The 26,085-nt window shown below is 48.5% G+C and carries 21 protein-coding genes; 12 read left to right on the forward strand and 9 right to left on the reverse strand.

Annotation, left to right across the window (positions count from 1 at the left end):
• The first annotated feature begins 22 nt into the window (after window positions 1-22).
• Window positions 23-2,473 (forward strand): ABC transporter permease, encoded by a 2,451-nt coding sequence (locus tag BMZ54_RS08525; protein ID WP_089909187.1) that lies wholly within the window; start codon window positions 23-25, stop codon window positions 2,471-2,473.
• A gap of 3 nt (window positions 2,474-2,476) precedes the next feature.
• Here BMZ54_RS08525 and BMZ54_RS08530 read toward each other — a convergent pair whose 3' ends face one another.
• The 4 genes from BMZ54_RS08530 to BMZ54_RS08545 form a co-directional block, all read right to left on the reverse strand.
• A complete protein-coding gene (locus BMZ54_RS08530; protein ID WP_089909190.1) occupies window positions 2,477-3,382 on the reverse strand; it encodes an NAD(P)/FAD-dependent oxidoreductase in 906 nt (301 codons plus the stop codon).
• A gap of 276 nt (window positions 3,383-3,658) precedes the next feature.
• Window positions 3,659-4,975: an ABC1 kinase family protein gene (locus BMZ54_RS08535; RefSeq protein ID WP_089909193.1), complete on the reverse strand. Its 1,317-nt coding sequence runs from the start codon at window positions 4,973-4,975 to the stop codon at window positions 3,659-3,661.
• A 228-nt stretch (window positions 4,976-5,203) separates the two neighbouring features.
• On the reverse strand, window positions 5,204-5,830 hold the full coding sequence (locus BMZ54_RS08540) for a TetR family transcriptional regulator C-terminal domain-containing protein (protein WP_089909197.1): 627 nt from the start codon (window positions 5,828-5,830) through the stop codon (window positions 5,204-5,206).
• Window positions 5,831-5,956: 126 nt separating this feature from the next.
• Window positions 5,957-6,874 (reverse strand): alpha/beta fold hydrolase, encoded by a 918-nt coding sequence (locus BMZ54_RS08545; protein WP_089909200.1) that lies wholly within the window; start codon window positions 6,872-6,874, stop codon window positions 5,957-5,959.
• A gap of 42 nt (window positions 6,875-6,916) precedes the next feature.
• Here BMZ54_RS08545 and BMZ54_RS08550 point away from each other — a divergent pair, with 42 nt between their 5' ends.
• The 4 genes from BMZ54_RS08550 to BMZ54_RS08565 all read left to right on the forward strand — a co-directional run bounded on the left by BMZ54_RS08550 (window position 6,917) and on the right by BMZ54_RS08565 (window position 11,136).
• The gene (locus BMZ54_RS08550) at window positions 6,917-7,408 is read left to right on the forward strand and encodes a DUF4251 domain-containing protein (RefSeq protein WP_238386532.1); all 492 of its coding nucleotides are present in this window, start codon (window positions 6,917-6,919) and stop codon (window positions 7,406-7,408) included.
• 100 nt (window positions 7,409-7,508) lie between these two features.
• Window positions 7,509-9,569, forward strand: a complete 2,061-nt coding sequence (locus BMZ54_RS08555) for an acylase (protein WP_089909201.1) — start codon at window positions 7,509-7,511, stop codon at window positions 9,567-9,569.
• A gap of 50 nt (window positions 9,570-9,619) precedes the next feature.
• Window positions 9,620-10,054: a nuclear transport factor 2 family protein gene (locus tag BMZ54_RS08560; protein ID WP_089909204.1), complete on the forward strand. Its 435-nt coding sequence runs from the start codon at window positions 9,620-9,622 to the stop codon at window positions 10,052-10,054.
• A 176-nt stretch (window positions 10,055-10,230) separates the two neighbouring features.
• Window positions 10,231-11,136 carry a hypothetical protein gene (locus BMZ54_RS08565; protein WP_238386533.1) on the forward strand — a complete coding sequence of 302 codons (906 nt, stop codon included), beginning with the start codon at window positions 10,231-10,233 and terminating at the stop codon, window positions 11,134-11,136.
• A gap of 92 nt (window positions 11,137-11,228) precedes the next feature.
• Here BMZ54_RS08565 and BMZ54_RS08570 read toward each other — a convergent pair whose 3' ends face one another.
• Window positions 11,229-11,981, reverse strand: a complete 753-nt coding sequence (locus tag BMZ54_RS08570; protein ID WP_089909205.1) for an SDR family NAD(P)-dependent oxidoreductase — start codon at window positions 11,979-11,981, stop codon at window positions 11,229-11,231.
• A gap of 129 nt (window positions 11,982-12,110) precedes the next feature.
• On the opposite strand from BMZ54_RS08570, the gene BMZ54_RS08575 reads away from it, so the two are divergent.
• Entirely contained in the window at window positions 12,111-12,518 is a 408-nt protein-coding gene (locus tag BMZ54_RS08575) for a winged helix-turn-helix transcriptional regulator (RefSeq protein ID WP_089909208.1), read from the forward strand.
• 11 nt (window positions 12,519-12,529) lie between these two features.
• Here BMZ54_RS08575 and BMZ54_RS08580 read toward each other — a convergent pair whose 3' ends face one another.
• Window positions 12,530-13,816, reverse strand: coding sequence for an amidohydrolase (locus BMZ54_RS08580; RefSeq protein WP_089909211.1), 1,287 nt, complete (start codon window positions 13,814-13,816; stop codon window positions 12,530-12,532).
• A 232-nt stretch (window positions 13,817-14,048) separates the two neighbouring features.
• Here BMZ54_RS08580 and BMZ54_RS08585 point away from each other — a divergent pair, with 232 nt between their 5' ends.
• The 6 genes from BMZ54_RS08585 to BMZ54_RS08610 all read left to right on the forward strand — a co-directional run bounded on the left by BMZ54_RS08585 (window position 14,049) and on the right by BMZ54_RS08610 (window position 20,732).
• Window positions 14,049-15,026 (forward strand): 2-dehydro-3-deoxygalactonokinase, encoded by a 978-nt coding sequence (locus tag BMZ54_RS08585; protein WP_089909214.1) that lies wholly within the window; start codon window positions 14,049-14,051, stop codon window positions 15,024-15,026.
• 3 nt (window positions 15,027-15,029) lie between these two features.
• The gene (locus BMZ54_RS08590) at window positions 15,030-15,689 is read left to right on the forward strand and encodes a bifunctional 4-hydroxy-2-oxoglutarate aldolase/2-dehydro-3-deoxy-phosphogluconate aldolase (protein ID WP_089909218.1); all 660 of its coding nucleotides are present in this window, start codon (window positions 15,030-15,032) and stop codon (window positions 15,687-15,689) included.
• A gap of 6 nt (window positions 15,690-15,695) precedes the next feature.
• Window positions 15,696-16,496, forward strand: coding sequence for an SDR family oxidoreductase (locus BMZ54_RS08595; RefSeq protein ID WP_089909221.1), 801 nt, complete (start codon window positions 15,696-15,698; stop codon window positions 16,494-16,496).
• A 239-nt stretch (window positions 16,497-16,735) separates the two neighbouring features.
• Window positions 16,736-18,451 carry an IlvD/Edd family dehydratase gene (locus tag BMZ54_RS08600; protein ID WP_089909225.1) on the forward strand — a complete coding sequence of 572 codons (1,716 nt, stop codon included), beginning with the start codon at window positions 16,736-16,738 and terminating at the stop codon, window positions 18,449-18,451.
• Window positions 18,452-18,563: 112 nt separating this feature from the next.
• On the forward strand, window positions 18,564-19,877 hold the full coding sequence (locus tag BMZ54_RS08605) for a gluconate:H+ symporter (RefSeq protein ID WP_089909228.1): 1,314 nt from the start codon (window positions 18,564-18,566) through the stop codon (window positions 19,875-19,877).
• Between the two features lie 18 nt (window positions 19,878-19,895).
• Entirely contained in the window at window positions 19,896-20,732 is an 837-nt protein-coding gene (locus tag BMZ54_RS08610; protein WP_089909231.1) for a metallophosphoesterase family protein, read from the forward strand.
• On the opposite strand, the gene BMZ54_RS08615 is transcribed toward BMZ54_RS08610, so the two are convergent.
• The 3 genes from BMZ54_RS08615 to BMZ54_RS08625 all read right to left on the reverse strand — a co-directional run bounded on the left by BMZ54_RS08615 (window position 20,733) and on the right by BMZ54_RS08625 (window position 26,016).
• Window positions 20,733-22,286, reverse strand: coding sequence for a M20/M25/M40 family metallo-hydrolase (locus BMZ54_RS08615; RefSeq protein ID WP_089909234.1), 1,554 nt, complete (start codon window positions 22,284-22,286; stop codon window positions 20,733-20,735).
• Window positions 22,287-22,437: 151 nt separating this feature from the next.
• Entirely contained in the window at window positions 22,438-24,231 is a 1,794-nt protein-coding gene (locus BMZ54_RS08620; RefSeq protein WP_143080941.1) for an STN and carboxypeptidase regulatory-like domain-containing protein, read from the reverse strand.
• A gap of 492 nt (window positions 24,232-24,723) precedes the next feature.
• Window positions 24,724-26,016, reverse strand: coding sequence for a condensation domain-containing protein (locus BMZ54_RS08625; protein WP_089909241.1), 1,293 nt, complete (start codon window positions 26,014-26,016; stop codon window positions 24,724-24,726).
• Between the last annotated feature and the right edge of the window lie 69 nt (window positions 26,017-26,085).

Below are 26,085 nucleotides of genomic sequence, written 5' to 3' on the forward strand. Positions count from 1 at the left end.
AATCCGGGTTAAATGCCTTCTCATGCTGAAGAACTACTTTAAAATTGCCGTAAGACAATTATTGAAGCAAAAGATGTACACCGTCATCAAGATCGGCGGGTTTGCATTAAGCATTGCAGCCTGTTTGCTGATCACGTTATACATAAGGCATGAGCTAAGCTATGACCGTTCCTATCCTAATGCTGACCGCATTTACCGGGTAATAGGCGAATCCATTGACAATGGAGTAGATGAAAAAGGCGTATCCTTCCCGGCGCCGTTTGCCCGTTCTTTAAAAGATGATTTCCCTGAGGTTGAAGAAGCAGGGCGCTTAATGTCCAACCGCCTGTTCACCGGTGCAGGCAGCAACCAGCTGCGGCGGGCCGATAAAGTTGAAAATACATACGAAGAAGGGTTTACCTACATGGATCAGCAGCTGCTGAATATTTTTCAATGGCCAATGGTGGCCGGAGATGCTGCACACGCATTGGATGAGCCCAAGACCATGGTGATCTCTCAGCGGATGGCAGCAAAATATTTCCCGCATGAAGATCCCATTGGAAAGGTGATGCTGCTGAATGATAACACCGATTATGCTTATCGCATAACGGGCGTAATGAAAGATCTGCCGTCCACTTCTCATTTGCAGTACAATTTCCTGTTAACCCTTTCCGGCGTGTCGTTCTGGAAGGGTGAGCAAACTAACTGGATGTCCAGCAACTATGATAACTATGTGCGGCTGCGCCCTGGCACAGATGCCAAACTGCTGGGTAAAAGTATCGGTGATAATATCCTGAAGAAGTATTATATCCCTATCATGAGGGAGGCCGGTAATAAGGACCTGGACCGCCTGGGTAAAACACTGGAGCTGCGGATAAGCCTGCAACCGGTAAGTGATATTCATCTCGGCTCCCATAATATTAGTGACAATATACAGAACCATGGTGATATGCGTTTTATATGGTTATTTGGTGCTGTTGCCTGTTTCATACTGCTGATAGCCTGTATTAATTTCATTAACCTTTCCACTGCCAGGTCAGCCAATCGCGCTAAGGAAGTGGGTTTGAAAAAAACGATCGGCGCATTCCGCAGCAGCCTGGTACAACAGTTCCTTACAGAATCTTTTTTATTCAGCTTCCTGTCTGTTATACTGGGCAGCTTCCTGGCCTGGGTGCTGCTGCCTTATTTCAATCAATTGTCGGCCCAAACGCTGGTATTTCCCTGGCATGAGCCCTGGCTGGCGCCTGCGCTGTTAGTGGCTGCTGTGGCCATTGGTCTGCTGGCAGGTATTTACCCGTCGTTTTATCTTTCATCCTTTCAGCCCATGCAGGTATTGAAGGGCAGTATTAGCCGCGGCACTAAAAATTCCAATCTAAGAAGTATCCTGGTCGTGTTCCAGTTTGCCACATCCATTATCCTTATTATTGGTACGGTGGTTATTTACCGGCAAATGCAGTATATCCTTCACCGTAAGATAGGCTTTGATAAGGAGCAGGTAGTGATGATACAGGGTGCGCATACCCTGGGTGATAAGGTGCAAACCTTTAAGAGTGAGCTGCAGCGGCTGCCTAATGTGGCGCATGTGGCTGTGAGCGACTTTTTACCGGTTTCCAATACCAAACGTAATGGCAACAGCCTCTGGAAAGATGGCAGAAACAAGATTGATATGCCGGAGTTTGCGCAGTTCTGGAAGGTGGATCATGATTACCTGGCTACAATGGGTATGCACCTGGTGGCCGGCCGTAATTTTTCCAAAGACATGCCTACGGACTCACAGGCCGTTATCATCAATCAAACGCTGGCAAAAAAATTATTCCCCGGCAAAGAAGACCCGCTTGGCCAGCGTATTATGAATGCCGGTAATGGCCATTACCAGGTGATCGGGATTGTGAAGGATTTCAATTTTGAATCCATGCGCGGTAAGGTGGGCCCCCTTTGTATGTCGCTGGGTAACAGCCCTACCATTGTATCTGTAAAAGTGCATACAGCAGATATGACAAAGATGATTAGCGCGATCACCGGTGTATGGAAAAGTTTTGCCCCTAACCAGCCTTTCCGCTATAATTTCCTGGACGAACGTTTTGCACAGATGTATGATGATGTGCAGCGTACCGGCCGCATATTTACCTGCTTTTCCATACTGGCCATTATTATAGCCTGTTTAGGCCTGTTTGCATTATCCGCTTATATGGCGGAGCAGCGCAGCAAAGAGATCAGTATCCGCAAGGTGCTGGGCGCTTCTGTAGCCCAGGTAACGGCCTTGGTATCCAAAGATTTTGTGAAGCTGGTGCTGATAGCAGTGCTGCTGGCATCACCCATTGCATGGTGGGCTATGAGCAAGTGGCTGCAGGATTTTGAGTACCGCGTAAACATCAGCTGGTGGATGTTTGCACTGGCCGGCATGCTGGTGATAGCCATTGCATTGGCCACTATCAGTTTTCAATCCATTAAAGCTGCGCTTACCAACCCGGTAAAGAGCTTAAAGGCAGAGTAAGCATTACCTGCCTTCTTCTATCAATGTTTTATTCATCATAGCGCCGGCTTTGGTACCGGCTGCAACTGCAACGCTTACTGCGCGGAACATGGTGGTATTGTCGCCTGCTGCATACACACCGGGTACAGTGGTTTGCTGAAAATCATCAATTACTACATAGCCGTTTTCTGTAAGCGTGCAGCCCAGCGACTGTACAATATCCTGCTGCGGCGTGGCCGGCCTGGTGTAGAGCGCTGTAAGCGGATGTGCGCTGCCATCCTGCAATTGAATGGTTTGCAGGTAGCCTTTTTCATGGATGATGTTTGCGACAGGCTGTTCCTGTACAGGTACATTCCAGTCCTTTAGCTGGGCCATTTGCTCATCCTTTAAGGCAGCAGGGCCATTGGTAAAAAGGGTAAGCTGTTTAGTCCAGTGGCGGATCATCCTGCTAAACTCAAATGCCATTTCTCCATTGGCCAGTACGCCGGTAGGTGTGTTCTTTACTTCATAACCATGGCAATAAGGACAATGCAGCACGGAAATGCCCCAGCACTCCGCAAACCCGGGAATGGGGGGCATAATATCCTGTACGCCGGTGGCAAGCAATAATTTAGCGGCGGTGAATTGCTCACCCGTTTCAGTGGTTACTACAAAAGCATTATCCTTTTGCACGGCGTTCACCACTTTTCCCTGTTTCAGCTGAACGGTAGGGTAGGCCAGTACCTGCTCCCTGCCAAGAGCCGCTATGGCAGCCGGGGTAGCGCCATCCTGCGTAAGAAAGTTATGGGAGTGCGGCGTTTGCCGGTTACAGGGCTTACCACTGTCAATGATCAATACCTGCCGCAGGGCACGGCCCAGGGCCATGGCAGCAGAAAGGCCCGCGTAGCTGCCGCCGATGATAATAACGTCTAATGTTTGTTTATGCTCCATAAAGCGAAGATAAATAAAAAATGAAACAATGTTGCAAATGTATTTTACCTGCCTTGTTTTAACATTTCTATAGACACTTATTAGCGTATATTCATTACCGGTATTATACGCTCATCCATGATAGATCAACAATCCCTGATTGATTTAAATATCCTGCCCGGTCCTGAAAGCAGGATGTGCCTGCAAGCAAAGCTGGATAATTGCCGGACAAAAAGAGGAAAGGCTTACCTGCAGGCGCTGTTGAAGCTGAAAAACCTTGACAGGCAATAGCCCTGCTTACTGCATCAGCGTTTTAAAACGGCCTGCGCCGGTGTATACTTCTGCCTTCAGATCGCTTAATATGGAGTACAGGCCAAAGTAAGTACGGTTCACATACAACGAGTGGCGGGAGCCACGGGCTACCTTGGAATCGCGTACTTCTTTCAGGTTGTACACATAATCCATGTAGGCATATATTTCCTGGAAATATTCTTCATTGCCAAAATCAAAGCTGGTTACGGTAAAAGGCAGCGTAAGCAGGTCTATCATTTTCTGGAAAAGCCCGGAGTAAAATGTAATTTCCTTATCCGTATCAGATGGGTGGATCATCTCCAGGTTCATGTAGATCTGCATCCGTTTGGCATCATCCTGCAGGATGGTTTTATCGACCAGCATAAAATAGTTGGTATAAAAATCCTCCGGTATCTCCTTTATGCAGCCAAAGTCAAAAATGCCTACCGTACCATTATCCCGCATCAGGAAATTGCCGGGGTGCGGATCTGCATGCACTTTTTTCAGCTGGTGCATCTGGAAATCATAAAAATCCCACAGCGCCTGTCCAATGCTGTTGCGCACCTCCTGTGAAGGGTTGCGTAACAGGAACTCTTTCAGGTGAAAGCCATCCAGCCAGTCCATAGTAATAATACGGTCAGAGGAAAGCTCCGGGTAATAGCGGGGAAATACCAGGTTGGGAATATGCGCGCAAAGGGCCGACAGCTCTACGGAACGGCGCAGCTCCAGCTGGTAATCGGTTTCTTCCAGCAGCTTGGTCTCGATCTCGTCAAAGTATTTATCCATATCCACCTCGCTCATGCCCACAATGCGCACGGCAAATGGCTTTACAATGCGCAGGTCGGATTTTACGCTGTTGGCCACACCGGGGTACTGGATCTTAATAGCCAGCTGCTGGCCGTTCTTCCATGCCTTGTGCACCTGCCCAATGGAGGCAGCATTGGAAGCATGCAGGTCAAACTTATCGTATAGCTGTGAAGGTGATTTACCCAGCGTTTTTACAAAGGTGTTCACTACCAGCGGGCCGGAAAGTGGCGGGGCGCTGTACTGCGACATGGCAAACATATCTGTGTAAGCCTTGGGCAGCATGCCTTTATCCATGCTTAACATTTGCGCTACCTTTAAGGCGCTGCCTTTTAACTGGCTAAGGGTATCGTAAATATCTTCCGCATTATCCGCATGCAGCTCTTCCTTACTGATAGAAGGGTCCATGAGCTTTTTGGTATAGTGCTTTAAATAGTTGGAGCCTACTTTTAATCCCGTGGTTATAAAACGTCCAGCCCTTTCCACTTTGCCGGTCGGGATATTGGATTGTTCCTTCATCTTTTGATTTTAGATTTACGATCTACGATTTTAGATTTTCTAAAATGTACATCGTTACTTTTTATAGTTCAATCAGATTTTAGATTTACGATTAGCTGGCCACAAGAACAGCTCTCCTGACATCACAAGAAGTATTTCAGGAATACGATCTTATATGATTGACGTATGAACAGGACTTTTATTTTATGGTTCCCGGAATAATCCGCTTCAATCAAATCTGAAATCGCCTCATTTCCCCGTAAACATAAACTTGCCAAAATCGAACAGGCTATCCAGCGTATTGGCGGCAATCAGCTGGAAGCTCAGGTGTACAGCCTTTTCAATAGCGGCATCCGTCATTTCAAAACGCTCGCTGCTGTCGTTTATCCAGTAGCGGAGCACAAACAGCGCCTGTACCCAGAAGCCATGTACGTATTGGTCGGAAATGTATTTGCGTTCCTTGATCTCGCTGGTTTGGTAACCTTCTTTCACCAGGTCTTCCACGTATTTGTAAAAAGCCTTTTTAAAGGTTTCCAGCTGGCCCTGGTGCAAGACCGGGAAGCGGAATTTTTCCTGCTGCAGCAGAATGTAGCTACGGTCGGCTTTCAGCTTTTGCACCCACATAAAGTAAAAGGTGAGCAGCTTTTCACGGGCGGAGTAGTTCCTGTAAATTTCATCTCCCTGCAGTTGGCTAATAGTATCCTCAAAAATACCCAGCCATATATCTTTTTCCACTGCTTCCAGGGAGCTGTAAAGATCATAAAAAGCCGGTTCCGGCAGGCTTACCATCTTGCAAAAAGCGTATACGGAAACAGGTGGTTTGCCATTCTCCAGCCAGTATAATTTATAAGCGTCGCGTAGCTGTTGTTTGTCCATTTTTGAAAGTTTTTAAGCGTTTTGGGCATAGGGGGTCTCAGCCTTACAAAATTACGCCAGAACGGTGGATAATGAACAGGCAGCCGCAAATTTGATGTTGCGCGGATGTTAAATAATCGCTAAAAACTAGCGGACGGTCTTCAGCACTGTAAACAAAGTGTCATAGAACGGTTTGGCCTGCTCAAACATGGGGAAATGGCCGGATTCCTGGATCCAGTGCAGCTGAATGGAAGGGCGTATGATCTTCAGGTCATAGGTGTAGAAGGCCAGCGCATCCTGCCGGCCGGCAATTACGTGAACAGGGCCTTTGTAACGGGGCAGGGTTTTGCTTACATCATAGTGTACCCGGAACAGGTCCCGGATCAGCAGCTGCCGCATTTTTATGTTGGGTTTACCGGCGTTTATCTTTTTCAACAGGCTGTCCAGCATACTTTTATTGTAAATGTAAGAGAGGCGGCCCAGCTTATCCAGCTCAACAGAATCTGCGGCGCTGGCACGGCCGTCGGTCATTTTTTTAGTCAGCGTATCCAGTAGCTGCAGGTCGGCCACACCAAGGCGTACCCGCAGGTTGGCAACATGCACTGCAAAATTCTCCTCTGATATTTTATAATAACCGGGGTTAGCCAGCACTAGCGTTCTTACCCGCTCAGGATGCGCTGCCGCAAAACACATAGCCAGCATAGCGCCCCAGGAATGCCCGTAAATAATGCCCTGCTGAATGTGTAAATGATCCAGCAGGCGTTTTACATCTTCCACCTCGGCCTGCAGGGTAATGGTAGTTGAATCAAATGGCGTGGGAATGGAACGGCCGGTACCTCTTTGCTCCAATAAAATGCTTTTATAGGATGTACCTAATGCAATGGCTACCTCCTCCTGCTGCAAATAAGAGTTGCCGGGGCCACCGCTTAAAATTATTACCGGGGCGCCGGTACCGTAAGTATGATAGTACAAATATCCCTGGGCATATTGAAGAGAATCCATTTGCTGTGCGTGCAGGGGATGGGCTAACAGCAGGATGGTTAACAGTAGCAGAACGGTTTTCATAAATTATGGCAATTGGTGTAAATTTAGGAAAAGAACAGTGTTATGAAAAAGTTTTTGAACGGAAGCCTCTTTTTAATAATGGCCATTACCTGCTGCGGCCAGCTATTTGCCCAGGATAATAAAAAAGATAAGATAAAAGATCTGGTAGCCACCCAGTCCTATGTGTTTAAAGCACAAACAGCACTGCCCATGAGCGGCCGCACGCGGCAGCTTACCAGCGAGTATGAGGTGAAGGTTGCCAAAGATTCTGTGATCACCTACCTGCCATACTTTGGCCGTGCCTATACGGCGCCGCTGGATCCCAGCAAGGGCGGTATCCAGTTCACCTCCCGTAAATTTGATTACACGGTAAATAACGGCAAAAAAGGGGGCTGGAATATACAGATCAGTCCAAAAGATGCAGATGATGTACGGCAAATGGTGCTGATGCTTTCTGAAGATGGTTACGGCACCCTGCAGGTAAGCAGTAATAACCGGCAACCTATTATGTTCAACGGTTACATAACGGAGAGGGAGCCACGAAAACAAAAATAAAACCACCCCCTGTCAACTTTTTAGGAAATATTTGTGGAAATGATGTAATTTCTTCCCTACGATCATTTCAGTAACCCTAACTCTCATAAACGTATAATACATGCATTTCCTCAAAAGCTGGATGTTTGCTATCCTTCCCTTACTATTATTAACAGCAACTGCCTGTGCCCAACAGCCGCCTAAAACGGAAGTATTGTGGGATACCTATGGTGTGCCGCATGTATATGGTAAAAGTTTGGCCGATATGTATTATGGTTTTGGCTGGGCGCAAATGCACAACCATGCTAACCTGCTACTGCAGCTCTATGGGCAGGCCAGGGGCCGTAGTGCTGAATACTGGGGAGAAAAGAACCTGCTTCGTGATGAGATCATTCATTTATTCAACATACCGGAGCTGGCTAAAGCGCATTATGCCCGTCAAAACCCGGTTTTTAAAAGCTGCCTGGATGCTTTTGTAAAAGGTGTTAATGCTTATGCCAAAGCGCACCCGGAAGCTATCGGAGAAAAGTTTAAACAGGTGCTGCCCATCCAGCCCACTGATGTTACGGCGCATGCCCTGCGGGTATTGTACATACAGTTCCTGGCTATAGATGATATTGATGAAGCCATGCAGGTGGCGGGGCGTGGCTCTAATGCCATTGCCATCGGACCATCCCGCTCCGCTTCCCGCAATGCCATGCTGCTGGCCAATCCGCATTTGCCCTGGGCCGATCTGTATCTTTTTTTTGAGGCGCAGCTAAGCGGACCGGGATATAACGCTTACGGTGCTACGTTAATAGGGATGCCTACCCTGGCCATTGCATTTAATGAGCACCTGGGCTGGACGCATACCGTGAACACCATTGATGCCTCTGACCGCTATACCCTGCAGCTGAAAGACAGCAATACATATATCCTGGATAATAAACCGGTACGGTTCTTACAAAAGAGCATTACGTTAAAAGTAAAGCAGGATAACGGCAGCCTGCAATCGCAAACCGTGCCCCTGAGATACAGCAAACAAGGGCCTGTAATAATGGGAAAGAAGGGGGATGCCTACGCCGTGCGTATTGCCGGCATGGAGCGCCCGGACATGATCTACCAGTGGCACCAGATGGGCGCCGCACAGAACTGGGCACAGTTTGAGGCTGCGCTGAAGCTGATGCAGCTGCCCATGTTTAATGTGATGTATGCTGATGATGCCGGCAATATTAATTACTTCTTTGCCGGTAATGTACCGGTACGTGCGCAGGGTAACTGGGATTTCTGGCAGCAGCCGGTAGATGGCAGTAACAGCGCCTACATCTGGCAGCAAACGCACCCTTATAAAGATCTGCCTAAGCTGCATAACCCATCCACCGGTTTTTTACAGAATGCCAATGATCCGCCCTGGACCTGTACTTATCCCACCCTGCTGGATCCCGCCAATTACCCTTCGTATATGGCTTCCCGTAACACCGGTCTGCGCCCGCAACGAGCGCTGAATATGATCCGGAAAGATAGCTCCATTACCTACGAGGAGCTGGTAGCTGATAAATACAATACCGGCATGGAAGCAGCCGACCGTTACCTGGATGAATTGCTGGCTGCCGTAAAACAATACCCGGATACCGCCGCCACCCGTGCTGCCGCTGTATTACAGCAATGGGACCGGGCCACAGATACTGCCAGCACCGGCGCGCTGTTATTTACTCATTGGTTTGATAAGCTGAAGCCCGGCATGATCCGTACGCCTTTTGATCCGGCACACCCGGTAACCACACCGGCCGGCCTGAAAGACCCCGCCGGTGCAGTAAAGCTGCTGGCAACAGCTGCCGCAGAAATGCAACAGCAATATGGCCGCCTGGATGTGCCCTGGGGCAGCCTGGCCCGTATGCGCTTCAATAAGCGGAACTATGCCGGTAACGGCGGCTCCGGCCACTATGGCATTTTCCGGGTGATCGATTACCAGGAAGATGAGGACAAAAAATACACCGCTTCAGGGGGAGATAGCTATGTAGCCATTGTGGAGTTCAGCAAACCCCTGAAAGCGCAGGTACTACTGAGCTATGGTAATGCCACCCAGCCGGGTAACAAATACCGGGGCGATCAGCTGCAGCTGCTGTCGCAAAAGAAAATGCGTACACCCTGGCTGCAACGCAGCGAGGTAATGGAACACCTGGAAGAAAGAGAAACACCTTAATATTTATTATATTGGAGGATCATCCTTTTTAAGACAAAAAAAAATTACGAATGAAACGTCTTTTATTATTCCCCGTTGTGTGTTTGCTGTTACAATTCTCCTATGCACAATCCAGGGACGAAGCAGCCGTTACGCAGGCGGTAGAAAACCTGCGCAAAGCGATGGTAGATGGTGATAAGGCCGCGCTGGAAAAAGTGTCTGACGACAAGCTGAGCTACGGGCATTCCAATGGTAACCTGGAAGACAAGGCTACTTTTGTAGGGAACATTGTAAGCGGAAAATCTGATTTTGTTAAGATAGACCTTAGCGGCCAAACCATTACCATAGTAGGTAATACCGCTATTGTACGCCACGTGCTGGATGCAGAAACCAACGACGGCGGCAAACCCGGCACTGTGCATTTACGCGTGCTGCTGGTATGGGCAAAAGAAGGGGGCCAATGGAAATTGCTGGCAAGGCAGGCCGTGAAGGAGCCGGTGAAATAATTAAGAATGAATAATTCATAATTAAAACATCTGGAAGGGGTTTCAGCAGCTCTTTTCAGATGTTTTAATGTAGTGCAGCGTCAAGCGGAAGCTGTCAAATTTTTCTCTTTGACAATAATTAATTACTTTAAATATTCAGAATACACCAGGTAACCATAAATATTTAAAGCCCCCCAATGAGAAAGATAAAAAGGCTCCTTAGCATTTTTACCCATTCTGTATATAAATCAAGAAAGACACAACAAGCGGACCTTTTATTGCTCGGGAAAATACTTTCCCGGCAAAATAAGGCGTTGCAGCAGGTCAGCAACCTGGCTGAAACTGAGTTCCGGGTTTTCTCTCAAACCGGTGATGACGGCATTATTCAATACTTAATAAGCAAGGCTGATATTACCGACCACACATTCGTGGAGTTTGGTGTAGAGAATTACATTGAATCCAATACCCGTTTCTTACTGGTTAATGATAACTGGTCTGGTCTGGTGATCGATGGCTCAGAGAAGCATATTAATTTCATAAAAACAGATGATATCTGCTACCAGCACGATCTGAGTACCCTTTGCGCATTTATTACCAGTGAGAATATTAATGAGCTGATCTCTTCCGGCGGGATCTCAGGAGAGATCGGGCTATTGAGCATAGATATTGACGGCAACGACTATTGGATCTGGAAAGCCATTAACGTAGTAAGCCCCACCATTGTAATTGTTGAATATAATAGCGTGCTGGGATCTGAGCGGGCTATTACTGTTCCCTATAACCCGGATTTCATCCGCACAAAAGCACATTACAGTAACCTTTATTTTGGTACCTCGCTGAAGGCATTATGCTTACTGGCTGAAGAAAAGGGCTATGCCTTTGTGGGCTCCAATTCTGTTGGCACCAACGCTTACTTTGTAAAAAAAGAAAGATTGGGCAGCCTTGTGCCCAGGAGCGCAGAAGAAGGTTATGTGCAATCAAAATTCCGGGAAAGCCGGGATGTGAATGGGAACCTTACTTATTTAAGCGGAAAACACAGGTATAACCTGATTAAAGGCTTACCTGTGTATAATGTAATAACGGGGCAGGTGGAGGCGCTGTAAACGGAATGCGGTATTACCAGGTGGCCGGCAGTTAAGCCACCAACAGGAAATGCCATCCCTGATGGACGGCATTTACACAAGCGCTGAAACAATTATAGCAGACCGCCGGAAACCGTAATTCTTTCCCCGGTTACCCAACCCGCATCATCAGAAGCCAGGAAAACAGCCACTTTTGCAATATCCTCCGGCTGACCTGTGCGGCCCAAAGGCGTATTCGCAACCATTTGTTTTTCAAGATCGCCACCAATGATACCGGCGCTATGCGTGCCTTCCGTTTCTGTAACACCGGGTGCAATAGTATTGATCCGTATCTTTCTTCCTCCCAGCTCCTTTGCCAGCAGCTTCGTCATATTGTCCACGGCCGCTTTTGCTGCGCAATATACAACCAGGCCCGGGATGGGATTCTGGCTTACCGTAGAGCTGATATTGATGATACTTCCGCCACCATCACCGAACATTTCAACCGCATTTTGAGTAGACAGTAAGTTGCCCAGCACATGCGTGTTATATTGTGCATGGAAGGTATCCTCTGTAACTGCCTCCAGTGGCTCAAATTTGAAAACACCTGCATTGTTGACCAGGATATCCAGCCTGCCAAAAGTGCTTTTTGTTTCTTTAAAAAGGTTTTTCACATCTGCTGACTTTGTAACATCGCCACGAACAGCAATAGCAGTACCGCCATTTTGTGTGATCTCATTTACCACTTTATCAGCACCTTCTTTACTGGATGCATAATTGACAACAACTTTTGCGCCTGCAGCTGCAAATGCTTTAGCAATCCCTGCACCGATCCCTTTTGATGCCCCGGTAACCACGGCTACTTTATCCTTTAATTTTAAGTCCATTGTTATTTATTTTTAATTCAGATGCAATACTAGATCAATTATGTACTTTTGGCAAGTATGTACTTTTATGTATCTTACATACTAAAAAGTATGTATTGTTGATTATTAGTCATTTACAACAAAAGAAAGATGAAAAACAGATCGATTGAGCCTGAGGTAACGCAAATGTGTGCAGTGGATTATGCGTTTAAACGCATCGGGGGTAAATACAAAGCCAGGATCTTATGGTACCTGAGCATGAAAAAGGTATTGCGTTATGGGGAGTTAAGCAGAACCCTGCCTGATATTACGACTAAAATGCTGACCCAAACATTACGGGAACTGGAAGATGATAATCTGATCGTCCGCAAAATGTATCACGAAGTGCCACCCAAAGTAGAATATTCATTGAGTGATACCGGACAGGAACTGATCCCGTTTATAGCGCATTTACACAACTGGGGCAAGCAACAAATTGAAAAGGAATCATTGGCAAAGCAAATTGTTCCGGATCAGCGCGCATTAAAGGTTTGCCAAAATGAATGTGGTCCGGACTGATATACGCCGTGCTACTTTTTCACTTTTGCATAATCAAATACCAGCTGGCAAAATACTTTCACGCCTACATCCAGCTTAGAATCATCTATATAAAAATCAGGCGTATGGTGTGCAGCTGCTTTGGCAGGATCCTGCCCGGCAGGCATGCCACCCAGGAAAAAGAAGAAGGCCGGCGCTTTATCACCAAAGAAAGAAAAGTCCTCCGCACCGGTGGTCCAGTCGGTTTCATATACATTCTCCTTACCGGCGGCAGCTTCAATAGAAGGCGCCATTAATTTTACCAGTGCAGGGTCGTTATAGGTTACCTTGGTTTTGGTATCAATGCTTACTTCTGCGGTGGCGCCGGATGCGGCTGCAATATGGGTGGCCATCAGCTTCATTTTTTCATGCACCATTTGCTGCATTTTACTGTCCAGCGTGCGGATGGTACCTTCCATCACCAGCTCTTCCGGAATAATGTTACTGCGTACACCACTGTGAATTTTTCCAACGGTGATCACTACCGGCGCTTTGGTAAGCTCTGCCTGCCGGCTTACAATGGTCTGGAAGCCCTGTATGATCTGTGCGGCCACCACCACGGGATCAATACCGCTCCAGGGCTGTGAGCCGTGCGACTGCTTGCCTTTTACCTTTACCACGAACCAGTCGCTGGAAGCCATCTCCGCCCCGGATTTATATTTCACTTTACCAATAGGCGTTTGCGAGTTAATGTGCAGGCCAAAGATGGCATCTACCTTCGGGTTATCCATTACGCCTTCTTTGATCATTAAAGGTGCGCCGCCTTCCTCCGTACCGGGAGGGCCTTCTTCTGCCGGCTGAAAAATAAACTTCACGGTGCCGGGTATATCTTTTTTCAGGCTGCTTAATACTTCGGCAGTGCCCAGCAGTATGGCAATGTGGGAATCGTGCCCACAGGCATGCATTACCGGCACCTGCTGGCCCAGGTATTCAGCTGAGTCGGTGGATTTGAACGGCAGGTCAGCCCTTTCATATACGGGCAGGGCATCCATATCTGCCCGCAAAGCTACTACCGGACCAGGCTTGCCACCTTTTAAAATGGCTACCACGCCGGTTTTGCCAACACCGGTTTGTACATCCAGTCCCAGTTTTTTAAGATGGGCCGCCACAAAAGCGGCCGTTTTGTATTCCCGGTTCGATAGTTCCGGGTGCTGATGCAGCTGCCTTCTCCAGGACACTACAGAATCTTTTACACCGGCAACACGCTGATCCAGCTCTTTAACTTGTGCCAGGCCCAGGATAGGGGAGATAAGGGTCAGGAGTAATAGCAGGTTTCGCATAGACGGCTAGATTTTGGTGAATTACGAATTATCAATTACGAACTACGGATGATGTAGCGCGTAAATGAGGTTGGTTATGTATGAATAAGTCTAAAAGTATAAGGTATAAAAAAAACATCAACAACAAAAACATCTTCAATTCGTAATTATTCATAATCATACATAATTATTTTAGTGGCATTCATGTCCCGTTTTTTGCGGGATCGTAATTGATAATTCGTAATTTTCCCCCATGACTACCTTTCTAAGTTGTGACTGGGGTACTTCCTCCTTTCGGTTAAGATTAGTACAGGCGCTGGATCTGGACATACTGGCCTCCGAGATCTCCGGCCAGGGTATTGCCCCCACCTGCCGGGCCTGGGAGTCCGGCGGCCCGCGGGACCGCGCCGGCAGATGGGAATTTTATTTGCAGGTGATCCATAACGCTATTACCGCTATTGAGCAACGTATCGGCTATACGCTGGAGCAGGTGCCGGTTATTATTTCCGGTATGGCTTCTTCTTCCATTGGTATGATGGAGCTGCCTTACGGCGCCCTGCCCTTTAGCGTGGATGGGGCCAATGTGCACACGCATTATGTAGCGCCCACCGCAGATTTTCCTCATGAAACATTCCTGATCTCCGGTGTGCGTAGCAAGCTGGATGTAATGCGCGGGGAGGAAACACAATTGGTAGGCTGTATCAGCGATGACCTGGCCCTGGCCGATTTTGGAACCTTTATTTTCCCGGGTACCCATTCCAAGCACATACAGGTAAAGGAGCGGCAGGCCGTGGAGTTCAAGACCTTTATGACCGGCGAGCTGTTTGAGCTGCTGCGCCGCCAGAGCATACTGAAAGATGCCGTTGCCGGGCATGAAGCCCCGCTGATTGTTACTACCAACAGTTCTTTCAGCCAGGGAGTGCAGGATGCGGTAACCTTACCCTTGCTGCACGCTGCCTTCCGTGTAAGAACGCATCATTTGTTCGGCAGCTTTACCCCTGTGGAGAACCTGGATTACCTGAGCGGCCTTTTGATAGGGGCAGAGCTGCAGGAATTATTATTTACAGACCCCGGCACCCTGTACCTTTGTGGTGGCGCTCACCTGCAGCAACGATATGCTACGGCATTATCGGTATTGGGATTAACCAATGTGGTGGTATTTTCTGCCGCATGGACGGAGGAAGCTGTGATCCGCGGGCAGTACAGGATCTTTAACCAGTTAAACAGCTAAGCAATGTCACATACTTTTTCACCTGCGTTGTTTGAGCAGATGCCCATTGTGGGCATTCTGCGCAATGTGCCGCCGTTAACGGTGCCGGTGCTGGCGCGGTATTACCATGCAGCGGGGTTAACTACGCTGGAAGTGACCATGAACTCAGAAGAAGCCCTTACCACCATTACCCGGCTGGTACAGGATTTTGGAGGACAGCTGAACATAGGCGCCGGTACGGTTTGCACGCCGGATGACCTGGAAAAGGCTCTTGCGGCCGGTGCGCAATTCATTGTAACACCTATTTTACAGGAGGAGGTGATCAGCGCCTGCTTACAGGCGAAGGTGCCTGTATTTCCCGGTGCTTATACGCCTACGGAGATCTATAAAGCATGGCACCTGGGCGCTACTATGGTAAAAGTGTTCCCTGCCACAAAGCTGGGCGCTTCCTATATCAAAGAAGTGCTGGCGCCTATGGATTACCTGCAGCTGCTGCCTACGGGCGGCGTTACGCCGGATAATTTTACAGATTTCCTGGACGCTGGCGCTAAAGGGCTGGGCATGGGAAGCCAGCTGTTTTCCCGGCAGCTGATAGAAGAAGGAGAGTGGGAAGCACTTTCCAATATATTCAAACAGGTAGTGGAACGATATCATACCTATAGAAATAACCTTAACAACAAATAACATTACATGCCCGGAGTAGTACTCATTACCGGCGCGTCTGCCGGATTAGGCGCGGCCATTGGCAACTATCTTACTGAAAAAGGATTTACAGTGTACGGCACCTCCCGCAGCATTCAGCAGGAAGGGAAGAAGTTCCGTACCCTGGTGATGGATGTTTGTAACGAAGGCAGCATCCAACAAACCATCCAGACTATTTTACAGGAGCAGCCGCGGATAGATGTGCTGATCAATAATGCCGGTGTGGGCATTGCCGGTGTGGCGGAATACCTGTCGCTGCAGGATGTGCAGAAAACATTTGACACCAATGTGTTTGGGGTGATCCGTACCTGCCAGGCCATACTGCCGCATATGCGCAGCCTGGGTAAAGGATTGATCATTAATATCAGCTCCATTGCGGCAGAAGCGGGATTGCCCTACCGGGGCGTGTACAGCGCCAGCAAGGCTGCTGTGGACCGTTTCACAGAGGCATTACGGTTAGAGACAGGCACCTATGGTATACAGGCCTGCTGCGTGCAGCCCGGCGCTGTGCATACGGATATTAATGCCAACCGGATTAAAACAGCGGTACCGGCAGATTCTCCCTACAAGGCCAGCTTTGACCGTGTATATGAAACCATAGATGCCAGTATAGACCACGGTTTGCCGGCGGAGCAGTTTGGCCCGGTCATAGAAAAGATCATTAACTCGCCTTACGTAAAACGTTATTACCGGGTGGGCAAACCCATAGAAAAATTTTCCGTGATCCTGAAGAAATGCTTACCCGAACGCACATACGAACGTATGATGCGTAAGTATTATAATACCTGATCACCGCGAACATTGCGCAGCGGACCGGCTGATCTGCGGGCGCTAGATAAGCAGCCGGTTTACCCGCCCGGGCGCAACCAGCTAACGGAGCCGGAGCTGGTGGCATGCATTGCAGCAAAATAATACGCCTGCCGGTCTTCAATTTTTTGGAAAAAAGGAGGCATTTTTTTGTAAGTTGGCATTGATAACAATTTAGAAAGGAAGGCAGTTTCCACGTTAACGTATAAACGGATATAGTAATGTCTACATACAGAAGTTCGAACTGGTTCGGAAAGAAAGACAAGATGGGCTTCATTTACAGAAGCTGGATGAAGAACCAGGGTTTCCCGGAAGATCTATTTGATGGCCGTCCTGTGATCGGCATTTGTAATACCTGGTCAGAGCTAACGCCCTGTAATGCGCACCTGCGCGATATTGCAGAAGTGGTGAAACGCGGCGTATATGAAGCGGGTGGTTTTCCCGTGGAGTTCCCGATCATGTCGCTGGGCGAAACCCTGCTGAAACCCACCGCCATGTTGTTCCGTAACCTGGCCAGTATGGATGCGGAAGAATCCATTCGCGGTAACCCGGTGGACGGGGTGGTGCTGCTCACCGGCTGCGATAAAACCACACCCTCTACCTTAATGGGCGCTGCCAGCGTGGACCTGCCTACCATTGTGGTACCCGGCGGGCCTATGCTCAATGGCCGTTTCCAGGGGCAGCAAATTGGCTCCGGCACGCACGTATGGAAGTTTGCCGATGAAATGAAAAAGGGCAGTATGACGCCCAAGGATTACCTGTTTGCAGAAAGCTGTATGTCGCGCAGCGCCGGGCATTGCATGACCATGGGCACTGCCTCTACCATGGGCTGCATGGTAGAATCCCTGGGCATGACGCTTTCCGGTGCAGCCGCTATCCCGGCGGTTGATTCCCGCAAAAAAGTGCTGGCCCATCTTTCAGGCCGCCGCATTGTGGAAATGGTGAAGGAGGACCTGAAAATGTCGAAGATCCTTACGCGGCAGGCATTTGAGAATGCTATAAAAGTAAATGCAGCGGTAGGCGGATCCACCAATTTTATTATTCACCTTACGGCTATTGCCGGCAGAATAGGCGTGGAGCTTAACCTGGAAGACTTTGATAAGCTGGGCAGCCGTATTCCACTGCTGTTAAACCTGATGCCTTCCGGTAAATACCTGATGGAAGATTTCTATTATGCCGGTGGTTTGCCCGTGATCATTAATGAGCTGAAAGAGCATCTGCATATGGATGCCATTACTGTTACCGGTAAATCGCATGCAGAAAATATTACCGATACCTGCAGCTGTTATAACCGGGATGTGATCTACCCCATGGAGCAGCCTATGATCCCAGAAGCTGGTACCGCCGTATTAAAAGGCAACCTGGCCTTGAACGGCTGCGTAATAAAACCCTCTGCTGCTACGCCTGCGCTGATGCAGCACCGTGGCCGCGCCGTGGTGTTTGAAACTATTGAAGACTATCATGCACGCATAGACGATCCTGCGCTGGATATTGATGAAACCTGTGTAATGGTTTTAAAACGCGTAGGCCCTGTAGGTTATCCCGGTATGCCGGAAGTGGGTAATATGGCCCTGCCCAAAAAGCTGCTGGACAAAGGCATTACCGATATGGTACGCATTTCCGATGGCCGTATGAGCGGTACTGCTTACGGTACCGTAGTGCTGCACGTATCCCCGGAATCTGCTATTGGCGGCAACCTGGCGCTGGTAGAGAACGGGGATTTTATTGAGCTGGATGTTGCCGGCCGCCGTCTGCACCTGGATGTGCCGGACGAGGTGTTGCAGCAACGCCGCCAGCGCTGGGAAAAAGACGCCCAGCTTATGAACCGCGGGTATGTAAGCCTGTATGTAAACCACGTGCTGCAGGCCGATAAAGGCGCCGACTTTGACTTCCTGGTAGGCGGCTCCGGATCAGAAGTAAGCAGGGATTCGCATTAAAAATTTACGATTTTAGATTTACGATTTTAGATTTCGGGGCAACTCCAGCAATCTAACATTAGTTTATCGCTTAGATCAAATCTAAAATCGTAAATCTAAAATCTAAAATCACATGACTTTATTGATCATCTTCCTTTGTATTGTTGCGCTGATATTACTGATCTCGTGGGGTAAGGTTAATGCGTTCCTGGCTTTCCTGGTAGTGTCAATTGTCACGGGTTTATTGCTGGGCATACCCCTGAACAACATTCCGGCATCCATATACAAAGGTATTGGCGATACGTTGGGATCGCTGGTAGTGGTGATCGTATTAGGAGCTATGTTGGGCAAGCTGGTAGCGGAAAGCGGTGCTGCGCAACGCATCTCTACGGTGTTAATGAAATTGTTCGGTGCAAAATATATCCAGTGGGCCCTGATGCTTACCGGGTTTATTATTGGTATACCCCTGTTTTATAATGTAGGTTTTGTGTTGATCATTCCTCTGATCTTTTCTGTGGCGTATCAATACAAATTACCCGCTGTGTATGTTGGTTTACCTATGCTGGCATCCTTATCGGTTACGCATGGTTTCTTGCCGCCGCATCCGTCGCCTGCTGCACTGGTAGGGCAGTTCCACGCCAACATGGGGCTTACGCTGATCTATGGTGTAATAATAGCCATACCGGCTGTAATACTGGCGGGGCCCGTGTTCTCAAAAACCATCAGAAAGCTGGAAGCCAAGCCGCTGGCCAGCTTTAGCGTAGAGCCGTTACCGGAGCACCTGCTGCCGGGTGTGTTCAACAGCCTGTTATCGTCGCTGCTGCCGGTTATGATGCTGATCGTTACCACCATCCTGCTGTTTATGCTGCCGGAAGAAGGTGTTTTTAAAACATTGCTTACCTTTTTGGGGGAGCCGGGCATCGTAATGCTGATCACTGTTATTATTGCCACTTTCAGCTTAGGCATTAACATGGGTAAAACCATGCAGCAGATAATGAATATTTATACAGATGCAGTAAAGGACGTGGCTATGGTGTTACTGATCGTTAGCGGCGCCGGGATCCTGAAACAGATCTTTATAGACAGCGGTGTAAGCACGCAGATAGCTACGGCCTTACAAAGCTGGAGCATACCGCCCCTGGTGCTGGCCTGGATAATTGCAGCGGTGATACGGGTGGCACTGGGATCTGCTACGGTAGCAGGTTTAACCACTGCAGGCATTATTGCTCCCATGATGGGGCAGCTGCACGTAAATCCCAGCCTGATGGTATTATCCATTGGCGCAGGCAGCCTGTTCTTTTCGCATGTAAATGATGCCGGCTTCTGGCTGTTCAAAGAATATTTTAATCTTTCCCTGAACGATACGTTCCGTTCCTGGTCATTAATGGAAACCATTGTTTCCATAACAGGTTTATTCGGGGTGCTGATCATGCACCTGTTTGTATAACGTATAATACCGCCCGTTATGACTCTTTCCCGCAGAAAGTTCTTACAATCTACCATCAAAAGCGTGATCCTGATCGGCATGGGCAATGCTTTGCCTGCATTTATGCCGGACAACTTTTCATTGCCTGACCGTAAGAATGTAAAGCTGCGTTTTGCACTGGCATCTGACGGGCATTTTGGAGAACCTAAGTCGGAATATGCAGTGCTGCACCGGCAAATGACGGACTGGCTTAATGCAGAAGCCAAAGGCCGCGGGCTGGATTTTGTAATGATCAACGGGGACCTTTTTCATAACGATCCTGCTTTGCTGCCGGGCGTAAAAGCCGCCTGGGATCAATTATCCGTGCCCTATTATGTATCGCATGGCAACCATGATATGACGGAGGAAGCAAACTGGCAGTCAGTATGGGGAACGCCCTTTGATCATGCGTTCACTAAAAAAGATATTGGTTTCATTACCCTTAATACAGCGGATATAAAAGGGGTATACACCGGCCCTGACCTGGCAAAAACACAGGCTTTCCTGGATGCTTACAAGGATAAGCAGCAGGTATTTGTGTTCATGCACATTACGCCGGTAAAGTGGACCAAATACGGTATTGACCGGCCGGACATTGTGGAGCTGTTCAGCCGCCAGGCTAATCTCAAAGCTGTTTTCCACGGGCATGACCATGATGAGGATGGCATGCGTGAAAAAGACGGAAAGTATTATTTCTGGGATTCACATGTGGCCGGCACCTGGGGTACTGCGTATAAGGGTTACCGTGTGGTGGAAATATTGAAGGATGGATCTGTACTCACTTATCAGACAGACCCATCCTCCGCAAAACAAATTAATAACAACCGTATCCGTTAATTACAACGGGAAATCCAGGTCAAACACAAAACGCGATGGCTGCGGCAAAGGCTTACGGGGCATCATTTCCGGCCGCATAGCTGTATTATACACAAAGGCTGCAATAATGGTAGCCGCCTGTTTCATATCATCCATAGATAAATGATCGTAGGTATCCATGTTGCTGTGATGCGTTTTGGTTTCATATTCCAGCGGATCCTGTATAAACTGGAAGCCGGGAATGCCTACTGCATCAAATGAAAGGTGGTCTGTAGAGCCGGTATTGCTGCTGGTAATGCCGGTAGCGCCCAGGTCTGCAAAGGGTTCCAGCCAGCTGCGGAAAATAGGGCCTGCCGCTTCATTGTTCTGCAAATAAATACCCCTGATCTTACCGGAGCCATTATCCAGGTTATAATAGGCCGATACATTTTTCTGCTCCGCCGTTAATTTCATATCTGCAGGGTTGCCATAATGCTTTTTCACATAACCAAAAGAACCTAACAGTCCCTGCTCTTCACCGCCCCACAGTGCAATACGGATGGTGCGTTTAGGCTGTACGCCCAGTGTTTTTAAAATGCGCATTACTTCCATCATCACAATACAGCCCGCGCCATCATCGGTAGCACCGGTGCCGCTATGCCAGGAATCCAGGTGGCCGCCCAGCATTACTACCTGGTTTTTCAGCTCGTTATCTGTACCCGGTATTTCACCTACAACATTGTAACCTTTGGTATCTGTGCTGTCCCATTTGGCTTTTACATTCATTTCCAGCTGTACGGGCTGTGAGGAGCGCAGCAGGCGGTATAAACGCAGCATATCTTCTGTGGAAACGGTTACTTCCGGTAAAGGCGACGTATAACCCTTGGCGTAGTACATACGGCCATCTGCGAAAATGGTGCCGTCCCTGCCATGCAGATTGGCATTCAGTAAGGCTGCGGCGCCTTTGGCCGCCAGGTGTTTCCTTACTGCATAAAGCTTCTGGAAAAAATCGCCGTATTTAGCTATGTCATCCCGCTCTAACATATACATATCAGGCAGCTTGCTAAAGTCGGTAGTATCTGCATAGCGGGTGGCAAAGGGTTTGAAGTTGGATACCAGCGCTGTATCACGCGGACGTACTATCACAATCTTTCCTTTAATGCTGGCTCCTAATTTATCTATAGCAGCTTCAGATAAGGTATCCAGCAATACTACCGGTGCGGTGATGGGGCCTTTGGTGCCGGTGCTCCATGCTTTGGGATAGGCAATAAGCGGCTGGTAGTAGGGCGTTTTCAGCGCCAGGTAAGAGCCGGTGAGGCTCCAGCTTTTGCCAAACTGGCCCCAGGGCTCCATGGCAGCGTTTTGCAGGCCCCATTGTTTAAGGGTTTGCACTACCCATTTGGCTGCATGCGTGTAGCCGGGGGAGTTAGTCAGGCGCGGCCCGTTAACATCCGTCAGGTAATGCGCAATGACAGGGATCTGCGAATGCTCCAGGCCTTCAGTCCTGATCTTTTGCATCATAGCCTGATCTACCGGCTCCTGTTGCGCAAGCAGGCAAAAGGGTATCAGGAGGAGTACTAGAATGAGAGTTCTCATGTAATGACAATGTTTAGGGTAAATTACGAATTATGAATGAATGCCGAACGCTTAACGCCAAATGCTTAACGCTAAGGTCCTTAGGCTGTGCATTGAACAAAACACAAACAGTGTTTCGCGTTTAGCATTCAGCATTCGGCTCAATCCGTAATTAAAATATGGTGATCCCCGCATTCCAGCCTATTGCGCCCGGGCGGCTACGGTAGCCGGTTTTACGGATAACCTCCTGCTCATCATAATAAATGGTAAATGCAGGACCTGCAAACACACTACACAGACGGTTTAGCCGGTAATGCAGTAAAGGCTGCAACCGTACCAGAGGCTGTAACTTTTCCCAGCTGCCCAGATACAGGCTGGGGGAGAGGAACTCCGCAGCCAGGTACATTTTATCCGATAACGTAAAAATATGCCCCAGGCCAAACCCGAACAGGAAAGCCTTTTTATTAGCCACGGGGTTATAACCTGCTGTAAAAATGGAGTAGAGCTTTTTGGTGCCTGTTTTAACCGTCAGGTTCAGTAAGGTGATCTCGTTGGTGGATAAAGAGAGCTGGTGGATACCGCCTTTTCTAACAATGTTGAGCAGGCCAATACTGTAACCGGTGGAAGTATCGGACACATTCACAAGCGCAAACTGCAGGCCGCGTAAAGTATCCGCATAGTTAAATACACCTGCTACCTGGAAGCCTTTGGCAGTGCCGTGCACTATGTTGCCAAGGCCCGCTACCTGCATGCCGTACATATCCCCTTTAGCCAGGTTTAATACGCCGGCAGCCTGGAAGCCCTGCATGGTATCTGATATGTTGCTCACGCCGCCTACCTGCAATCCCTGCACATCATCCTTCGCCAGGTTCAGCACACCGGCTGCCTGCATACCCTGCACATTTTTGCCATTGAGGTTAAATACACCGCCCACCTGTGCCCCTTTTACAGAATCGCGGGTGTTGTTATAGATACCACCTGCCTGCAGCCCCACCATCTTTCCTTTTACGATGTTCAGCACACCGCCTACCTGCAGGCCTGTAACGGTATCCAGCACATAGTTGTGGATACCCGCTGCCTGCAGGCCTACTACTTTCCCGCCTACTACATTGAAAATGCCGCCTACCTGCACGTACTGCACATCCTTTTTATCGATATTAAAAATGCTGCCTACTTCAACGCCATTCAGCCCTGCGGCATAGCCACCTATCAGGTTGAATGAAACTTTGTTAACCACCTGCGCATCCAGGTGGCCATGAGAGCCCAGGCCGGGCACAATAGAGGACTGGAAAGGCTTATCTGCAAAAAAGCTGCTGAGGTTCAAACTTTGCATACGCTGTTTGGACGAAAGGAAGAACTTACCCATCCAGGTTTTTTCCACGCCAATATCCACCGGCATTAGCATTACGGTGGGGGCATGTTTTATGGAGATATCCATTTCCTGGTCCACACCGGCATGCACGGCAAGGGTAGTATCGCGGTACAGGTCTTTACTTACCGTGATGGTTGCTGCATTGCGGTCGCTGCCCTTCAGGCGCAGGCGATAAAAACCCTGTTCGTTGGTAAGGGTGGAAATGAACTGCTGTTTTTCATATACGGTGGCGTTCACCACTTTTACGCCGGTTTCCCGGTCCTGTACATACCCGCTGATGGTGAATTGTTTGGAAAAGTCAGGTACAATAATGATATGATCGCTTACTTCCTTGTATTGATAAGCGCCGCCGAAGAGCTGATCCAGGATCTGTTTTACGGGTTTATTAACAGCCGAAAGGGTAACCAGGCTGTCGTTTTTTACTACATCGCTGGTGTAGGAAAAATGGAACTGTCCCTGTTCGCCTATGCTGTTCAATACCTTTACCAGGGGTTGTTTTTTGACATTAACTGTTACGGTTTTGCGTAACAGGTGTTGGGCATGGCTTAGGGTGGAACAAAGAATGCTAACAGTAATGAATATTATTCTTATCAAGGCGGAATTAAAATTCATGCGGCAAGATACAAAAGACCGGTTAAATTAATGGGCGGCGGATGACTGCCTGCGGTTTAAGGCTAATGGTTAATGATGCGGGTTATTAGTATGGCATTGAATATACTAATGCTTATTTGTCTATACGCAGATGGCTGAGAATAGAGGTATATAAGAGATGGCAGCGTATTACTGTGCTCTGAATATATAAAAAAAAGAACCCCGCGCAAAAGAGCGGGGTGGATCCCTTATTCCTCAAAATAAGATATTAAAAAATCCCGGGCAAAATTACGCGCTACAGAATGAGGGGATGCTAATCAGAAGTTAATGATGCGATTTTTATATGATGTGTATAGTGGTTGGGTGGGGGGGAAATAAAAAGGGGGACTGGATGGAAATCCGGTCCCCTGATGAAATAGGAAAATTCATTTAATATCAAGAGTAATTTACAAAAACAGATAGCACATTTTAGCTAATAAGGTGTTAACGGAAAAGTTAATTTTCCACCGCCATTTCCACTTCCGCCTCCGCCAGCACTAATGCCATGGCCGCTTCCTTTATAGCTACCGCTTCTGCCTCCGGCAAAAAGTTCTCATTCGATATAAACACAAAGTCCATTTGCCCACGGAATGTAGTGGTTACAATGGTATTAGGATTGCGCCAGGGAAAAGCCACCGTAGGGCTCATAATAGCTTCCACCTGGAAGGTCTGGTAGTGCTCCTGTACGTTTAACCGCCCCATATTGGAGAAAGTAACGTCATGATTCCCATTGGTGACCTTTAACAGCTTCACCAGCTTTTTTGCAGAGCTATGTACATATTCCCCGATCATCAGCTGTATAAACACATTTACTTCCGCTATTTTCTCCGCCAGGTCATCCTTTAGCTTATAGGCCTGCACCCAGAAGCCTTTGGCCGAAGCTGGTGCATCTTCACTTAAAGAAAGATTTACGGTAGGGGCGTAGGCAAACAAATGATCCGGGCGGATGGCCGTAATAAAACGGCGTATATCCACCGGCGATATGATCTTATTCTTAGCCTGCTCACCTTTCACCTGTTTAAAAGCCCGCAGTAGCGCCACGCTTAAGGCTGCATGCACCGTAGTGCCTTCTGTTTTGCAGCGGCTCACAAATGCGGCAGACTGTGCTTTGCTGAGCTTCCAGTGCAGCAGGTAGTCACGGCCTTTAGGCGGCTGCTTTTTGCCCAGCAATACTACAGACAACGTAAGCCAGGCCAGCACCCTCGATTTCCTGCCCTTTTGCCGTAACTGTTTGTTCTCCAGAAAAGGTGCGGGTATCAGCTCGTGAATATCATTAAAGGCCAGGTAAGGTTCCATCGGCAGGTCAGGCTGGTCCAGCAGGACAAGCAGCTCCTGCAGGATGGTGGCTACAGAGCCACCGTCGCAAATGCAGTGGTGGCATACCAGGATCAGCTCTGATACCTCCGGCGACTGGATCCATACTACCCGGCACAAAGGGCCGTTCTGCATGTCAAACGGGGTAGCCCATTCCTGCATGGATTCCCGCTGCCAGTCGTTATCACTATGGCGGGCTACTTTTCGTACGGGTATAGCCGTTATCTGCTCATTGGTGGTGAACCAGGGGTGGCCTTTTTTATCTGTGACCACGCCCGCGCTCAGCAGCGGATGTTTGGCCTGGATCCTGGATAGCGCATGCCGCAGGTTTTCCGGGAAAACAGTGCCCCGGATCCTGGCCGTAAAACAGCTGTTCAAGGGCGTGTTGCCATCTCCGTACATGATCCTTTCACCGATGATGAGTTTTCGTTTCATCCGTTGAGATTTAATTTTTTATAAGGTATTCATAACGGCCAGCCTGGGCGCCGACATCCATGTGTTGAA

Source organism: Chitinophaga rupis, from assembly GCF_900109685.1.
GTDB classification, from domain to species: domain Bacteria; phylum Bacteroidota; class Bacteroidia; order Chitinophagales; family Chitinophagaceae; genus Chitinophaga; species Chitinophaga rupis.

Bases quoted from the DNA above. Each gene is read 5' to 3' on its own strand.
- BMZ54_RS08525 (WP_089909187.1), top strand. From the start codon at position 23: ATGCTGAAGAACTACTTTAAAATTGCCGTAAGACAATTATTGAAGCAA.
- BMZ54_RS08530 (WP_089909190.1), bottom strand. From the start codon at position 3,382: ATGGAGCATAAACAAACATTAGACGTTATTATCATCGGCGGCAGCTAC.
- BMZ54_RS08535 (WP_089909193.1), bottom strand. From the start codon at position 4,975: ATGAAGGAACAATCCAATATCCCGACCGGCAAAGTGGAAAGGGCTGGA.
- BMZ54_RS08540 (WP_089909197.1), bottom strand. From the start codon at position 5,830: ATGGACAAACAACAGCTACGCGACGCTTATAAATTATACTGGCTGGAG.
- BMZ54_RS08545 (WP_089909200.1), bottom strand. From the start codon at position 6,874: ATGAAAACCGTTCTGCTACTGTTAACCATCCTGCTGTTAGCCCATCCC.
- BMZ54_RS08550 (WP_238386532.1), top strand. From the start codon at position 6,917: ATGAAAAAGTTTTTGAACGGAAGCCTCTTTTTAATAATGGCCATTACC.
- BMZ54_RS08555 (WP_089909201.1), top strand. From the start codon at position 7,509: ATGCATTTCCTCAAAAGCTGGATGTTTGCTATCCTTCCCTTACTATTA.
- BMZ54_RS08560 (WP_089909204.1), top strand. From the start codon at position 9,620: ATGAAACGTCTTTTATTATTCCCCGTTGTGTGTTTGCTGTTACAATTC.
- BMZ54_RS08565 (WP_238386533.1), top strand. From the start codon at position 10,231: ATGAGAAAGATAAAAAGGCTCCTTAGCATTTTTACCCATTCTGTATAT.
- BMZ54_RS08570 (WP_089909205.1), bottom strand. From the start codon at position 11,981: ATGGACTTAAAATTAAAGGATAAAGTAGCCGTGGTTACCGGGGCATCA.
- BMZ54_RS08575 (WP_089909208.1), top strand. From the start codon at position 12,111: ATGAAAAACAGATCGATTGAGCCTGAGGTAACGCAAATGTGTGCAGTG.
- BMZ54_RS08580 (WP_089909211.1), bottom strand. From the start codon at position 13,816: ATGCGAAACCTGCTATTACTCCTGACCCTTATCTCCCCTATCCTGGGC.
- BMZ54_RS08585 (WP_089909214.1), top strand. From the start codon at position 14,049: ATGACTACCTTTCTAAGTTGTGACTGGGGTACTTCCTCCTTTCGGTTA.
- BMZ54_RS08590 (WP_089909218.1), top strand. From the start codon at position 15,030: ATGTCACATACTTTTTCACCTGCGTTGTTTGAGCAGATGCCCATTGTG.
- BMZ54_RS08595 (WP_089909221.1), top strand. From the start codon at position 15,696: ATGCCCGGAGTAGTACTCATTACCGGCGCGTCTGCCGGATTAGGCGCG.
- BMZ54_RS08600 (WP_089909225.1), top strand. From the start codon at position 16,736: ATGTCTACATACAGAAGTTCGAACTGGTTCGGAAAGAAAGACAAGATG.
- BMZ54_RS08605 (WP_089909228.1), top strand. From the start codon at position 18,564: ATGACTTTATTGATCATCTTCCTTTGTATTGTTGCGCTGATATTACTG.
- BMZ54_RS08610 (WP_089909231.1), top strand. From the start codon at position 19,896: ATGACTCTTTCCCGCAGAAAGTTCTTACAATCTACCATCAAAAGCGTG.
- BMZ54_RS08615 (WP_089909234.1), bottom strand. From the start codon at position 22,286: ATGAGAACTCTCATTCTAGTACTCCTCCTGATACCCTTTTGCCTGCTT.
- BMZ54_RS08625 (WP_089909241.1), bottom strand. From the start codon at position 26,016: ATGAAACGAAAACTCATCATCGGTGAAAGGATCATGTACGGAGATGGC.